This window comes from Sphingomonas sp. GW821-FHT10C01 (assembly GCF_059415525.1).
In genome coordinates, this window is record NZ_JBWKNK010000003.1 from 267,769 (window position 1) to 281,390 (window position 13,622).

Below are 13,622 nucleotides of genomic sequence, written 5' to 3' on the forward strand. Positions count from 1 at the left end.
TACCTAGCAGATTCTGGCGATTGCGGCGAGTCGTGCGGTGGTACGGATGGGGCGTTCGATGTGCCGAAACAGGGCACGGAAGCACTTGCGCAGTCCACCGCATCGACCGATCTTGGCAGCGTAATGAGCCGCTTTTCGAACAGCCCGGTCACCGCGGTGCTCGGTCCCACCAACACCGGCAAGACCCATCTCGCGATCGAGCGGCTGTGCGGCCATTCGAGCGGAATGATCGGCTTCCCGCTGCGCCTGCTGGCACGCGAGGTCTATGACCGCGTGGTCGCGATGAAGGGGCCGAAGGAAGTCGCGCTGGTCACGGGGGAGGAGCGCATCGTCCCGCCCGGTGCGCGCTGGTTCCTGTGTACCGCCGAGTCCATGCCCACCGATCGCGAAGTCGGTTTTGTCGCGATCGACGAGGGGCAGCTCGGCGCTGATCCCGAGCGTGGTCACGTCTTCACCGACCGTATCCTCAACGCGCGCGGCCGCGACGAGACGATGATCCTCGGATCGGACTCGCTGCGTCCCGTTCTGAAGAAGCTGGTGCCTGACGCGGAGATCGTCGCGCGCCCGCGTTTCTCGACCCTGCGCTATGCCGGGGCCAAGAAGCTGTCGCGCCTGTCCAAGCGGTCCGCCATCGTCGCCTTCTCGGCCGAGGAGGTCTATGCCGTCGCCGAAGCGCTACGCCGTCTGCGCGGCGGCGCGGCGGTGGTGATGGGCGCCCTCTCTCCCCGCACCCGCAACGCCCAGGTCGCGATGTTCCAGTCGGGCGAGGTCGATTACCTCGTCGCCACCGACGCGATCGGCATGGGCCTCAACCTCGACGTCGGCCATGTCGCCTTCGCCTCGCTCAACAAGTTCGACGGCAAGCGCCAGCGCCGCCTGACCATCGCCGAAATGTCGCAGATCGCGGGCCGCGCCGGGCGGCACCAGCGCGACGGCACCTTCGGCGCGCTGGTCGAGGAAGGGCCTGGCGCCTTCACGCCCGAAGAGATCCGCGCGATCGAGGATCACCATGTCCCCGCGCTGGGTCATTTGTTCTGGCGCGAGGGCGAACCCGATATCGCCAGCATCGACGCACTGATCGCCAGCCTCGAGCGCAAGCCCGATTCCCCCGTGCTGCGTGCCGCGCCGGAAGCGGTGGACCTGGGCGTACTCAAACGGCTGGCGGGCGAGGACTGGGTACGCGAGCGCGTCCGTTCCTCGCGCGGCGTCGCCCGGCTATGGGCGGCATGCGGCCTCCCCGATTTCCGCAAGCTCGGCGCCGATCCCCATGCCCGCTTCGTCGCACGCGTCTTCAAGCATTTGAGCGAAGGCAGCGGCCATATCCCGCACCAATGGTTCGCCGACGAGATCGCCCGGCTCGACCGGATGGACGGCGATGTCGAAACGCTCGCCGGACGCATCGCCGCCGCCCGCAGCTGGGCCTATATCGCGCAGCGTTCGGACTGGCTCGCCGAGCCGCTTCACTGGGCCGAGCGCACCCAGGCGCTGGAGGAGAAGCTGTCCGATGCGCTGCACGCCAGCCTGACCCAGCGCTTCGTCGACAAGCGCACGACCGTATTGCTCCGCCAGATCGGCGCGGGCGCATCGCATCTGCCCGTCGTGGTCGGTCCCGAAGGCGAGGTCAGCGTCGAGGAGCATGTCCTCGGCCATCTCCACGGCTTCCGTTTCGCGGTCGAACCCGGCGCACGGGCAGCCGACAAGCGCATGCTGCTCGCCGCCGCCGAAAAGGGACTGGCCGCCGAACTGCGGCAGCGGGGCGAGGCGCTCGTCGCCGCGGCGGACGATGAGTTCACGCTCGATACGGCGGCGATCCTGTGGCGTGGCGTGGCGGTCGCGACGCTCGAAACAGCAGCCAACCCCGTGCGCCCGCGTATCCGCCTCGACCGTGCGCTCGACATTCTCGATGCGCGCGTTCGCGCCGCAGCGCAGGAACGGATCAAGCACTGGTTCGCCGATCGTATCGCCGCCGACCTCCCCGATCTCGCCAAGATCGACGCGCTGAGCCGCGACGAAGCCGCCGGTCCGCGCGTGCGTGCGCTCGCCGGTGTGCTGGTCGAGGCGGGCGGACTGCTCCCCCGCCGCGCTGCCGGAGCGCAGATCGAGGCACTCGACCCCAACGACCGCAAGACATTGCGCAAGGCGGGGGTCATCATCGGCACGCTGGATATCTTCGCACCCGCCCTGCTCAAACCCCGCGCCGCCGCCGCGCGCCGCGCGCTGCTCGCCCTCGCCCAGGCCCCGGCCGAGGGCGCCGCCGTCCTTCCCCGCGGCGCTCCTGGCGCGACCCTCGACTATGGCTTCCGGCCCTTCGGCGCACAGGCGGTGCGCATCGACCTCGCCGAGCGGATCGCCCATGCCGCGCATGATGCCCGCAAGGGCCGCGCCCCCTTCACCCCCGACCCCGCGCTCGCGACCTCGATGGGCCTCGCCCCCGACACGCTTGCCCGGCTGATGACGCAGATCGGCTTTCAGGGCGTCCGCACCCCCAAGGGCGAGCCGCAACGCTGGGTGTGGAAGGGACTGACCCCGCTGGCGAAGCCCAAGGCACCGCCGCGCGACACCTCGATGGCCCATGCCTTTGCCGCGCTCGCGGAGCTGGTCGATGACTGAACCCGCGATGCGGCTCGACCGGTTCCTATGGTTCGCACGGCTGGTAAAGACCCGGGGCGGGGCGCAGGAGATGGCCGAAGCGGGGACGCTGCGGCTCGACGGGCGGCGGATCGAACGCTCCTCGGCGCAGGTGCGGGTGGGATCGGTCATCGCCTTCCCGCTGCGCGGCCGGGTGCGCGTGTTGCGCGTCGAGGCGCTGCCGCACCGCCGCGGCCCCGCGCCCGAAGCCGCCGCTCTGTATCAGGAATTGCTCCCAGGTCCGGTATCACCGACGGAAAAGCCTGAAATTTGAGAACGTATCGCAGAAAGCGTCTCTTGATTGACGCGCCCCGAGCACGGGCATAGCAGGAACAGGTTCACCGCCCGCGTTGGGCGCTCCAGGGGCCTGAAACCGCCATGACCTACGTCGTCACCGATGCCTGCATCCGCTGCAAGTACATGGACTGCGTCGAGGTGTGTCCGGTCGATTGTTTCTACGAGGGCGAGAATATGCTCGTCATCAACCCCAGCGAGTGCATCGACTGCGGAGTGTGCGAGCCCGAATGCCCCGCCGAAGCGATCCTGCCCGATACCGAGAGTGGACTGGAGCAGTGGCTCGAGCTCAACAACACCTTTTCGGCGCAATGGCCCAACGTCACGCGCAACGCCGGCCAGACGCCGGCGGACGCGGACGAGTTCAAGGGCAAAGAGGGCAAGTACGACGCGTATTTCTCGCCGGAACCCGGCGCCGGCGACTGAGGTCCCTCTTATTTGAACCGGTCTGACGACCGGCTGTAGCATCGTTGGAAAGGCCACGGAGGGCGGTACTGCGTTCAGCACAAGCTGAACCAGGCCATATATCGCGGCGCAGCAACCCGAAATCCCAGGATTCCGGGGTGGTAATATTATTTCATCTGTGTTAAACAGCGCGCCGGACGCGAGGAATCGCGTTTCGGTACTGGAGACCGTTGTTGATTTGCCCCGATCTCGTGTCTTCGTCCCGGTAACCACACCGGGCGATACGCGCAATCCAAAAGGGGCCACGTTGATTAGAAAGGCTTCCCACACATGGCTGCCAAGGCGCTGTCCTTCGATGTCGGCGATTATGTCGTTTACCCCAAGCACGGCGTTGGCCGTGTGATCGAACTCCAGAAGTCGGAAATCGCGGGGATGCAGCTCGAACTGTACGTCCTCCGCTTCGAAAAAGAGAAAATGACGCTCCGCGTGCCGACCAACAAGGCCGAGAGCGTCGGCATGCGCAAGCTGTCGAGCGACAAGACGCTCCGCGAGGCGCTCGACACGCTCAAGGGCAAGCCCAAGGTCAAGCGCACCATGTGGTCGCGCCGCGCCCAGGAATATGAAGCGAAGATCAACTCGGGCGATCTGGTGTCGATCGCCGAAGTGGTCCGCGACCTGTTCCGCGCCGACGACCAGCCCGAGCAGAGCTATTCGGAGCGCCAGATCTTCGAAGCCGCCGCGTCGCGCCTCGCCCGTGAGCTCGCCGCGATGGAACAGATCGACGAGAAGGCCGCGCTCGAAAAGCTGCTCGACATCCTGCGCGCCGCTGCCGCGATCTACAACAAGGACAAGGTGCCCGCATAAGGCTACGGCCTGAGCGGCGCATGCGTCGAACCGAAAGGGGCGGCCCGCAACGGCCGCCCTTTTCATTTGCGCCGCTCGCGCGGCGAGTGTATTATAACAACAACACACACAGGAGAGTCGCCTTGAAACTCGCCCTCGCCATGATCGCCGCGGTCCTTCCGCTCACCGCCTGCAACTTCGCCAACGGCATGAGCGGCGACGTCGTCCAGCCCAGCGGATCGGGCGGCACCCGCAATTTCGACGTGTCCGGTTTCACCGAAGTGTCGCTGCGCGGCGCCGACGATGTCGAGATCAGGAACGGTCCCGCCTTCAAGGTCACCGCAGAGGGCGACACCGCGCTGCTCGACCAGCTCGAAATCCGCAAGGACGGCGACACGCTGCGCATCGGCCGCAAGGACGACAACTGGAAATGGGGCGGCGACAAGGGCGCGAGGATCATCGTCACGCTCCCCAAATTGCTCAGCGCCAGCGTCGCCGGATCGGGCGACATGACCGTCGACCGCGCCGATGGCAATTTCGACGCCTCGATCGCGGGCTCCGGCAATCTCAGCATCGCGCAGTTCGCGGGCGGCAAGGCCGATCTGTCGATCGCCGGATCGGGCGATCTGCGCATCGCGGCGGGCCAGGCCAGCGAGATCGATGCCTCGATCGCCGGATCGGGCGATATCGACGCCGCCGGACTCAAGGCGGCGCGTGGCGACATTTCGATCGCGGGGTCCGGCAACGTCCGCGCCCAGGTGACCGGTGAAGCCGATATCTCGATCCTGGGATCGGGCGATGTCGTGCTGACCGGCGGCGCCAAATGTTCGGTCAGCGCGATGGGCTCGGGCGAGGCGCGCTGCAACTGATCGAGTAAGGACGGACGGCATCATCCGCCGGCCAGGTACAGCGCTTGCGCATTCCGGTGGATTGATGCGATCCACCGGTCATGCGTATCGCCCTGCTGATCCCGACCGTCCTCTTCGCCGCCGGGTCCGCCCCGGCGCCTGAGGAACGCCGCGTCCTGCTCACCGGCTTCGACCGCATCCGCATCGACGGACCGTTCGAAGTGCGGGTGGTCGCGGGACCGCCATCAGCGGTCGTCACCGGCGATCGCCGCGCGGTCGATCGGGTGAGCATCCGCAACCAGGGCGGCGTGCTGGTCGTCGGCGTCAGCACCGCGACCTGGGAAGGCTGGCGCGATAAGGAAGGCGCGGCCGCGATCACCGTGTTCACCCCCCGATTACGCGCGGCGAACATCAACGGCGGCGGCAAACTCGATATCGCGAACGTCGCTGGCCAGCGCGTCGACCTGGGCGTCAACGGCGCCGGATCGCTGACCGTGCGCAGCGTGGCGGCGGATCAGCTGGTCACCACCCTCACCGGTACCGGCATCGTGCGCGTCGAAGGCGGAACCGCCCGCACCGCTCGCTTCATGTCCTATGGCGCCGGATCGATCGATGCCACCGGCCTTTCGGCCAGCGACCTCATCGTTCATTCGCAGAGCGCGGGTGACAGCCGATTTACCGCGCGCTTCACCGCCAACGTCTCCACCCTGGGTACCGGCTCGGTGCGGGTCGAGGGCAATGCCGCCTGCCGCCTTGCCGGGCCTGGCCCGGCCAGCTGCGCGGGCAAGGTCGAGGGGCAATAGTAGGAACTCAGGACTCCCTAGGCTGCGATCGGGAACCGCAAGAGCCGGTCCTCCAGCGCCACCAACGCCTCCGCGCCCCGGCCGACCGCCCGGACAATCTCGGGATGATGCGCGTCGAGCCCACCGGTCAGTGCCCCGAACGCGGGCAGGATCAATTTGGTCGACGTCGAGACGAAGCAGCGCCGCGCCACCTGACGCCCGCGCAGCCGCACGCGCAGCTTGGGATGGAAATGCCCCGACAGCTCGGGCCGCGCCTCCCCCGGCTCCGCCTCGTGGCGCAGCAACAGCCCGTCGACCTCCACCTCCTCGACAATCTCTCCGCCGATGGGCCCGCCGAGCGCGGCGTCGTGATTGCCGGTGATCCACACCCAGCGCAGCGATCCTGTCAACGCAGCCAGCGCCGCGCGCGCCGCTTCGGGCAGTCGCTCGCATCCTTCCGAATCGTGAAAGCTGTCGCCCAGGCACCAGAGTTCACGCGCCTCCGTCCGCTCGACCAGCCCGGTCAGCGCGGCGAGCGTCGCCATCGAATCATAGGGCGGCAGCATCTGGCCCTTCAGCGCGAACCAGCTCGCCTTCTCGAAATGCAGGTCGGCAACGATCAGCGCCCGACGCGCGGGCCAGTAGAGCGCGCCTTCGGACAGCGCGCACAGATCATGGCCAGCGAACGAAAAGGGAACCATGAAACCGCTATCGCCGCACCGCGCGGCCAGGTCAATCGAGCCGGGTTCCAGTCCTGCCCGCGCGCGGCAGCGAGAGCCGCAACTTACGATCGGGGAAATCGATCTCGACCCGACGGAAGGCTCGCAACGCATCCATCCCCAGCATCAACGCGGGGCGATCGCTAAGGCCGAAGCGCTCGAACGGCGGAACATCGGCGAACGCAACGGGCAGCTCCTGCAAGGTCACGCCGCCCAGCTCGACACGATGCGCAATGTGATAATTGACGCTCAACGTCTCGCCGGTGACGCTGGTCATCGTGATCGGTCCCTTCAGCCGGATGCGCTTCAGCTTCCGCTGCAACGCCATATTGCCCATGCTGATCTGCGATCCGGTGTCGAGCACCACGGTGACCTTGTTGCCTTCGAACCAGGCCTCGGTCACGATGAGCTGCCCCATCAGGCTCTTGGCGGTGATGACGATCTCGTCGGTAAAGGGCAGGCGCGGCGCGGGCTTGCCGCCCGATCGCCGCGACGGGCGCACCGCCATCTGGTTCTTATCGAAATCGATCGAAACCATATGCGTGCGCAATTGCTGGATGCCGAGCAGGCCATGCGCGCCCAGGTGCGACGCTTCCAGCGCCGGCGCGTTGAACGCTTCCGCGTCCCGCACGGGGCCGACGGCAAGCGAAGGGATCACGACCGTCGGCACGGTGCTGCTGCCCGTCATCGTCGTCAATGTGACCTTGGGGCCCGGCGGCAAGCGCAGTGTGCCCGCGAACTGACGCGAGATCACCGAGCGTTCGGCGCCGGTATCGATGACGAAGGGTTGCGGCTTGCTGCCATTGATCGAGACCGGAACGGTCATCCGATCGGCCAGCGCGCCAAGCTCAAGCGTGCCGCTCCCTTCTTCCGTGGCAGCGGGTGCGGGCGCCGCAGTTTCCTGTGTCGATGCGGGGGCCGCGGCGAACGCGATCAATAAAGGCGTCAACAGGCGAAGCTGCATAGCCCAGCTATTGTACGCCTCTTCATGCTGCGCAGCAAATGTTGTTCGTCGAAAGATCGCGGGGGTTCGGAACGCGCCTAGTCGATCCGCATCGCCTCCGCCGCCAGCATTTCCGCCTCGATCAGCATCGCATCCTCCGCCGCGCCCTGCGCCACCGTCTCGCGCCCGATCATGATCAGCACCGGCACCGCCATCGGACTGACCCGGTCGAGGTCAACATGCTCAAGCCTGTCGGCCGCGGTATCGAGTAGCGTGCCAAGCCGTCCGACATCGGTCATCCGCGCGCGTGCATCGGCCCAGGCGGCATTGAGCAGCAGATGGTCCGGCTCATATTTGCGCAGCACGTCATAGATGAGGTCGGTCGAAAAGCTGACCTGACGCCCCGTCTTTCGCTTCCCCGGCTGCTGGCGCTCGACCAACCCGCCGATCACCGCGACCTCACGGAACGCGCGCTTGAGCAGCGCGGACCCCTGCACCCAATCGACGAATTCATGCTCGAGGATGTCGGGCGAGAAGAGCGGCGCCGGGTTCTCGATCTTCTCCAGCCCATAGACCGCCAGCGCATAGTCGTTGGCGACGAACCCCACCGGCTTCAGCCCCATCGCCTCCATCCGCCGCGTCACCAGCATCCCGAGCGACTGGTGCGCGTTCCACCCCTCGAAGCAATAGGCGACCATGTGGTGGTGCCCACCATGCGGAAAGGTCTCGACCAGCAGCTTGTCCGGCGCGGGCAATCGCGAGCGATACGCCTGCACCTCCAGCCATTCGCGCACGTCGGCCGGAAACCGCGCCCATGTCTCCGGCTCGTCGAAGAAACGCCGCACGCGCCCCGCAAGGGTCGATGTGATGGCGAGCCGCGCGCCCATGTAAGACACGAATCGCGCATTCTTCGTCGTCGCGCGGACGAGAATATCGGTAACCTCGACCCGCTCGACCTCCAGCGCCAGGCCCGCGAAGAAGAAGCGGTCGCCCGGCGACAGCGACGCGCCGAACGCTTCCTCGACCCGGCCCAGCCGCCGCCCGTTCCTGAAGCGCACCTCCAGCATCGGCGCCTCGACGATGATCCCAGCGTTGAGCCGATGCTGCGCAACGAAAGCGGGCTTGGTCACCCGCCACAGGCCGTCCCGGTCCTGCGTCAGCCGCTTGAACCGGTCATAGGCGCGCAGCGCATAGCCGCCATCGGCGATAAAGTTCAGCACCTCGCCGAACCGCGCTTCGGTCAGCGCCGAATAGGGCAGAGCGCCCTGCACTTCGCGCAACATGTCCGCAGCATCGAACGGCGCGGCGCAGGCCAGCCCCATCACATGCTGCGCCAGCACGTCGAGCGCGCCGGGCCGGAAGATGTCGGGATCCAGCTCGCCCGCCTCGACCGCGTCCAGCGCCGCGCGCGCCTCCAGATATTCGAAGCGGTTGCCGGGCACGAGCACCGCCTCGCTCGGTTCGTCGAGCCGGTGGTTGGCGCGCCCGATCCGCTGCAGCAATCGCGACGAACCCTTGGGCGCGCCCATCTGAATCACACAATCGACATCGCCCCAGTCGACACCCAGGTCGAGGCTCGCGGTCGCGACCAGCGCGCGCAGCCGCCCCTCGGCCATGGCCTGCTCCGCGCGCTGCCGCGCCTCCAGGCTCAGGCTCCCGTGATGCACCCCGATCGGCAGCTTGAGCTCGTTCACCTTCCACAGGTTCTGGAACACCAGCTCGGCCAGGCTGCGCGTGTTGCAGAAGACGATCGTCGTCTTGTGGGTCTCGATCTCGGCCATCACCTGCGGGATCGCATAGAGGCCCGAATGTCCGCCCCAGGGCACGCGCCCCTCGGGCAGCAGGATCGCGACATCGGGATCGGCGCCCTTCTCGCCCTTGACCAGCTCGACCGCATCGATATCGCCATGCGGGGCGAGCCAGGCACGATACTCGTCGGGATCGGCGACCGTCGCCGACAGCGCGACGCGGCGCATGCCGGGCGCCAGTGTCTGCAGCCGCGCCAGCGACAGCGACAGCAGGTCGCCGCGCTTGCCGGTGGCAAAGGCGTGGACCTCATCCACCACCACCGTCTTCAGCCCCGCGAACATCAGCAGACTGTCTTCGTACGACAGCAACAGGCTGAGCGACTCCGGCGTGGTCAGCAGGATCTGGGGCGGCCGCGCGCGCTGGCGCACCTTCTTCTCGTGCGGCGTATCGCCGGTCCGCGTCTCGACCCGGATGTCGAGCCCCATCTCCTCGATCGGCGTCAGCAGATTGCGCTGCACATCCACCGCCAGCGCTTTCAGCGGCGAGATGTAGAGCGTGTGCAGCCCCTCGCCTGGTTGCTCGATCAATTCGGTCAGCGTCGGCAGAAACCCCGCCAGCGTCTTGCCCGCCCCCGTCGCCGCGACCAGCAGCGCATGCCGACCCGCCCGCCCGGCCGCGAGCATGTCCAGCTGGTGCCGCCGCGGCGTCCAGCCGCGCGACGCGAACCACTGTTCAAGAACGGGGGGAAGGTCGCTCATCCACTTGCCATATAGGCAGCATGGCTACGCGCCCGCCACCGATTGCGCTAAGGCCATGCACGATGACGCTTCTCGCCTATGCCCTCGCCGCCCTTGCCGAGATCGCCGGCTGCTTCGCCTTCTGGGCGTGGCTTCGCCTCGACAAGTCGCCGCTCTGGCTGATCCCCGGCGTGGCCGCGCTGATCCTGTTCGCCTGGCTGTTGACCCTGGTCGAGACCGGCCATGCCGGCCGCGCTTATGCCGCCTATGGCGGGGTTTACATCACCGCAGCGCTTCTGTGGCTGTGGGCGGTCGAGGGCGCGCGGCCCGACCGCTGGGACCTGATCGGCGGCGCGGTCGCGCTGCTCGGCACCGCGATCATCCTGTTCGGGCCGAGGGGGGCGAATGCCTGACATCCGCAACATCGTCATCCTCACCGGCGCGGGCGTGTCGGCGGAATCCGGCGTCGCCACCTTCCGTGGCCCCGGCGGCCTTTGGGAGGGACATCGCGTCGAGGATGTCTGCACGCCCGAAGCGCTCGCGCACGATCCGGTGCTGGTCCACCGCTTCTACGACGAGCGCCGCGCGAAGCTGACGGCCGTCGCGCCCAATGCCGCGCACCACGCGCTCGCGCGGCTCGACGCGGCGTGGCCCGGCGAACTGCTGCTGGTCACCCAGAATGTCGATGATCTGCACGAGCGCGCGGGCTCCAAACGCCTGATCCACATGCACGGCGAGCTCAACTCCGCGCTCTGCGCCGAGTGCGATGCGCGCAAGCCGTGGACCGACGGCCTGCCGCCGCGCACCCGCTGCGCCACCTGCGGCGCACCGTCGCTTCGCCCCGACATCGTCTTCTTCGGCGAGATGCCCTATCAAATGGACGCGATCGACGCCGCCATCTCCCGCGCCGACCTGTTCGTCTCGATCGGTACCTCGGGCGCGGTCTATCCCGCCGCGGGCTTCGTGCGCACCGCGCGCTATCACGGCGCCGACACGCTCGAACTCAACCTCGATCGGTCGGAAGGCAGTGCCTGGTTCGCCGAGTCCCGCCTGGGCCCGGCGGGTACGCTCGTCCCCGAATGGGTTGACTCGCTGCTAGGCTAGAGCGGCCCGCATCGGGATGACGGATGGTAATCAGGCCGGTGAAGACGACAGTTTTAGCCTACTCGACCCAGTCCAGCCCGATATCACGATACAAAGTGCGGTCGTCCTCCCAGCCCGGCCGCACCTTGACGTGCAGGTACAGGTGGACCTTCACCCCCATCAGCTTGGCCAGTTCCGCCCGCGCCCGTGCGCCGATCTCCTTGATCCGGCTGCCGCCCTTGCCCAGCACGATCGCGCGCTGCGTCTCGCGCCCGACCAGGATCTGCTGGTGGATCTCGACCGACCCGTCCTCGCGCTCCTTATACTGCTCGGTCTCGACCGCGCTGGCATAGGGCAGCTCGGCATGGAGCTGCAGATACAGCTGCTCGCGCGTGATCTCGGCCGCCAGCATGCGGTCGGTCGCGTCGGATACCTGGTCCTCGGGGAAGTGCCACGGCCCCTCGGGCAACTTCGCGGCCAGCGCTGCCTTGAGTTCGGGCACGCCGTCGCCGGTCGACGCCGACACGAAATAGGTGTCGTCGAACGCGCCCAGCTCGTTGAGCGTCGCGGCATGGCCGAGCAGGCGCGGCTTGTCGGCGATATCGACCTTGTTGAGGATCAGCAGCTTGCGTTCCCGCCGGTCCTTGAGGCTTTCGGCAAGCCCGCGCACCTTGGGCCCGACCCCACCCTTGCCGTCGACCACCAGTGCGATCAGATCGGCGTCCTTGGCGCCTTCCCACGCCGCGGCAACCATCGCCCGATCGAGCCGCCGCGAAGGATCGAAGATGCCCGGCGTGTCGACCAGCAGCAATTGCGCGTCGCCCTCGATCGCGATGCCCATCAGCCGCGTGCGCGTCGTCTGCGCCTTGGGGCTGACGATCGCCACCTTCTGGCCGACCAGCGCGTTCACCAATGTCGACTTGCCCGCATTGGGCGCGCCGACCACGGCGATCAGGCCGCAGCGTTGTTCCGTAACTTCGTTCACTTGATCTCCGTAGCGGTCTTAGCTCACCGCCGCCAGCAATGCCGCAGCAGCCGCGGTCTCCGCTTCCTGTTTCGAGCTGCCTTCGCCCTCGGCCTCGGCAAGTTTGCCGATCACCGCGCGCACCTTGAAGCGCGGCGCATGGCCCGGGCCGGAGCGTTCGACCAGCTCATACTCCGGCGGACGCCGGTTGTTCGCCGCCGCCCATTCCTGCAGCGCGGACTTAGGGTGCTTGGGGGCGGACGCCTGCGCGTCGATCCGGCTGTCCCACAGCCGCCGCACCAGCGCCTTGGCCGGTTCGAATCCGTGCGCGATGAAATGCGCGCCGATCAGCGCCTCCATCACATCGCCCAGCACATTGTCGCTCGACGCCGCGCCATCGTCGCGCGCCTGCTTGCCGAGCCGCAGATGCACCGGCACGCCGATCTCGCGCGCCACCTCGGCACAGACCTGCCCGGTCACCAGCGAATTGAAGCGGCGCGACAACTTGCCCTCGGGCTCGTCGGGAAACCGTTCGTACAGCCATTCGGCCAGCGTCAGGCCCAGCACCCGGTCGCCCAGGAACTCCAGCCGCTCGTAATTGGCCGCGCCCTGGCTGCCATGCGTCAGCGCGCGCTCATATCCCGCCAGTTCGGTCGCGGGTCCGTCCAGTACCCGCGCCAGCCAGTCGGCCAGCTTCTCGGTCAAAAACCTTCCCCGATCCGGCTGAAGCGCGCCGCGCTGAACCAGGTCCAGGGCAGCAGCCATTGGGCGCTGCCATCGGTCGACCAGAAGCTCACCACCGCCTTGCCCTGCAGATTCTCCATCGGCACGAAGCGGATACCGCCCTTGTTCTCACCCATGCTGTTGAGCATCGGCACGAAGCGGCTGTCGGCGGAATTGTCGCGATTGTCCCCCATCAGGAAGACATGATCAGCGGGCACGGTGAACAGCTCGGTATCATCGGCGGGCGGGTTCATGCCCTCGTCCAGCACTTCGTAGCTTTTGCCGCTGGGCAGCGTCTCGCGGAAGCGCGGGATGCGGCAGAACGCCGTGCCGTTCGGCCCCTGCTCGACGAAGCTCGCGTTGCAGCCACCCTCGCCGCCCATGCCCGAAATCGGGAAGTTGGGGCTGATCGGGACCACGAAATCGGCGATTCGTTCCTTGGGGATCGGCTGGCCGTTCAGGATCAGCTGGCCGTTCCGCATCTGCACCGTATCGCCGGGCAGGCCGATCACGCGCTTGATCCAGTCGGTGTCGTCGGTCGGTGGCGCCTTGAATACCACCACGTCGCCGCGCGTCGGATCCTTGGCGAAGATGCGGCCCGGGATCAGCGGCAGGCTCCATGGCAGCGAATGCTTGGAATAGCCGTAATTCCATTTGGTGATGAACAGATAGTCCCCCACCAGCAGCCGCGGCAGCATCGATCCCGACGGAATGCTGAACGGCGCGAAGATGAAGCTGCGCACCACGAACACCAGAATCGCGAGCTTGACGAGGAAGCTCAGCGTGTCGCGCCATTCGGAGCGCGGCTTGGCCGTCGGGGCGGGCGTGGGCTTGATGCCGGAATCGGCGGGCGCGATATCGTCCATTTCGTCTCTCTGTGCGGGCCGTGTGGCAGCGTCAAGGC

General features: G+C 67.4%; 14 protein-coding genes. 8 read left to right on the forward strand and 6 right to left on the reverse strand.

Going from position 1 to position 13,622, the window contains the following annotated elements; all coding sequences use genetic code 11:
- The first annotated feature begins 123 nt into the window (after positions 1-123).
- The 6 genes from AC07M1_RS15185 to AC07M1_RS15210 all read left to right on the forward strand — a co-directional run bounded on the left by AC07M1_RS15185 (position 124) and on the right by AC07M1_RS15210 (position 5,821).
- Positions 124-2,610: a helicase-related protein gene (locus tag AC07M1_RS15185; protein WP_495163461.1), complete on the forward strand. Its 2,487-nt coding sequence runs from the start codon at positions 124-126 to the stop codon at positions 2,608-2,610.
- Positions 2,603-2,902, forward strand: a complete 300-nt coding sequence (locus AC07M1_RS15190; RefSeq protein ID WP_495163462.1) for an RNA-binding S4 domain-containing protein — start codon at positions 2,603-2,605, stop codon at positions 2,900-2,902. Before AC07M1_RS15185 ends, AC07M1_RS15190 begins: the two co-directional genes overlap by 8 nt.
- Positions 2,903-3,006: 104 nt before the next feature.
- A complete protein-coding gene (gene fdxA, locus AC07M1_RS15195) occupies positions 3,007-3,348 on the forward strand; it encodes a ferredoxin FdxA (protein ID WP_495163463.1) in 342 nt (113 codons plus the stop codon).
- A 309-nt stretch (positions 3,349-3,657) separates the two neighbouring features.
- Positions 3,658-4,191, forward strand: a complete 534-nt coding sequence (locus AC07M1_RS15200) for a CarD family transcriptional regulator (RefSeq protein WP_495163464.1) — start codon at positions 3,658-3,660, stop codon at positions 4,189-4,191.
- 122 nt (positions 4,192-4,313) lie between these two features.
- The gene (locus AC07M1_RS15205) at positions 4,314-5,039 is read left to right on the forward strand and encodes a head GIN domain-containing protein (RefSeq protein WP_495163465.1); all 726 of its coding nucleotides are present in this window, start codon (positions 4,314-4,316) and stop codon (positions 5,037-5,039) included.
- An 80-nt stretch (positions 5,040-5,119) separates the two neighbouring features.
- A complete protein-coding gene (locus tag AC07M1_RS15210; protein ID WP_495163466.1) occupies positions 5,120-5,821 on the forward strand; it encodes a GIN domain-containing protein in 702 nt (233 codons plus the stop codon).
- A 17-nt stretch (positions 5,822-5,838) separates the two neighbouring features.
- On the opposite strand, the gene pdeM is transcribed toward AC07M1_RS15210, so the two are convergent.
- From pdeM to AC07M1_RS15225, 3 genes are all read right to left on the reverse strand, one after another.
- Positions 5,839-6,501: a ligase-associated DNA damage response endonuclease PdeM gene (gene pdeM, locus AC07M1_RS15215; RefSeq protein ID WP_495163467.1), complete on the reverse strand. Its 663-nt coding sequence runs from the start codon at positions 6,499-6,501 to the stop codon at positions 5,839-5,841.
- A gap of 31 nt (positions 6,502-6,532) precedes the next feature.
- Complete coding sequence (locus tag AC07M1_RS15220) at positions 6,533-7,483, reverse strand: aspartyl protease family protein (protein ID WP_495163468.1); 951 nt, start codon at positions 7,481-7,483, stop codon at positions 6,533-6,535.
- Between the two features lie 77 nt (positions 7,484-7,560).
- On the reverse strand, positions 7,561-9,969 hold the full coding sequence (locus AC07M1_RS15225) for a ligase-associated DNA damage response DEXH box helicase (protein ID WP_495163469.1): 2,409 nt from the start codon (positions 9,967-9,969) through the stop codon (positions 7,561-7,563).
- 62 nt (positions 9,970-10,031) lie between these two features.
- Here AC07M1_RS15225 and AC07M1_RS15230 point away from each other — a divergent pair, with 62 nt between their 5' ends.
- Both AC07M1_RS15230 and AC07M1_RS15235 read left to right on the forward strand, forming a co-directional pair.
- A complete protein-coding gene (locus AC07M1_RS15230) occupies positions 10,032-10,361 on the forward strand; it encodes a YnfA family protein (RefSeq protein ID WP_495163470.1) in 330 nt (109 codons plus the stop codon).
- Complete coding sequence (locus AC07M1_RS15235; protein ID WP_495163471.1) at positions 10,354-11,052, forward strand: NAD-dependent deacylase; 699 nt, start codon at positions 10,354-10,356, stop codon at positions 11,050-11,052. Before AC07M1_RS15230 ends, AC07M1_RS15235 begins: the two co-directional genes overlap by 8 nt.
- Positions 11,053-11,110: 58 nt before the next feature.
- On the opposite strand, the gene era is transcribed toward AC07M1_RS15235, so the two are convergent.
- The 3 genes from era to lepB are packed head-to-tail and all read right to left on the reverse strand — an operon-like array spanning position 11,111 to position 13,584.
- A complete protein-coding gene (gene era, locus AC07M1_RS15240) occupies positions 11,111-12,016 on the reverse strand; it encodes a GTPase Era (protein ID WP_495163472.1) in 906 nt (301 codons plus the stop codon).
- An 18-nt stretch (positions 12,017-12,034) separates the two neighbouring features.
- A complete protein-coding gene (rnc, locus tag AC07M1_RS15245; protein WP_495163473.1) occupies positions 12,035-12,700 on the reverse strand; it encodes a ribonuclease III in 666 nt (221 codons plus the stop codon).
- Positions 12,697-13,584: a signal peptidase I gene (gene lepB / locus AC07M1_RS15250; protein WP_495163474.1), complete on the reverse strand. Its 888-nt coding sequence runs from the start codon at positions 13,582-13,584 to the stop codon at positions 12,697-12,699. Before lepB ends, rnc begins: the two co-directional genes overlap by 4 nt.
- Positions 13,585-13,622: the final 38 nt, after the last annotated feature.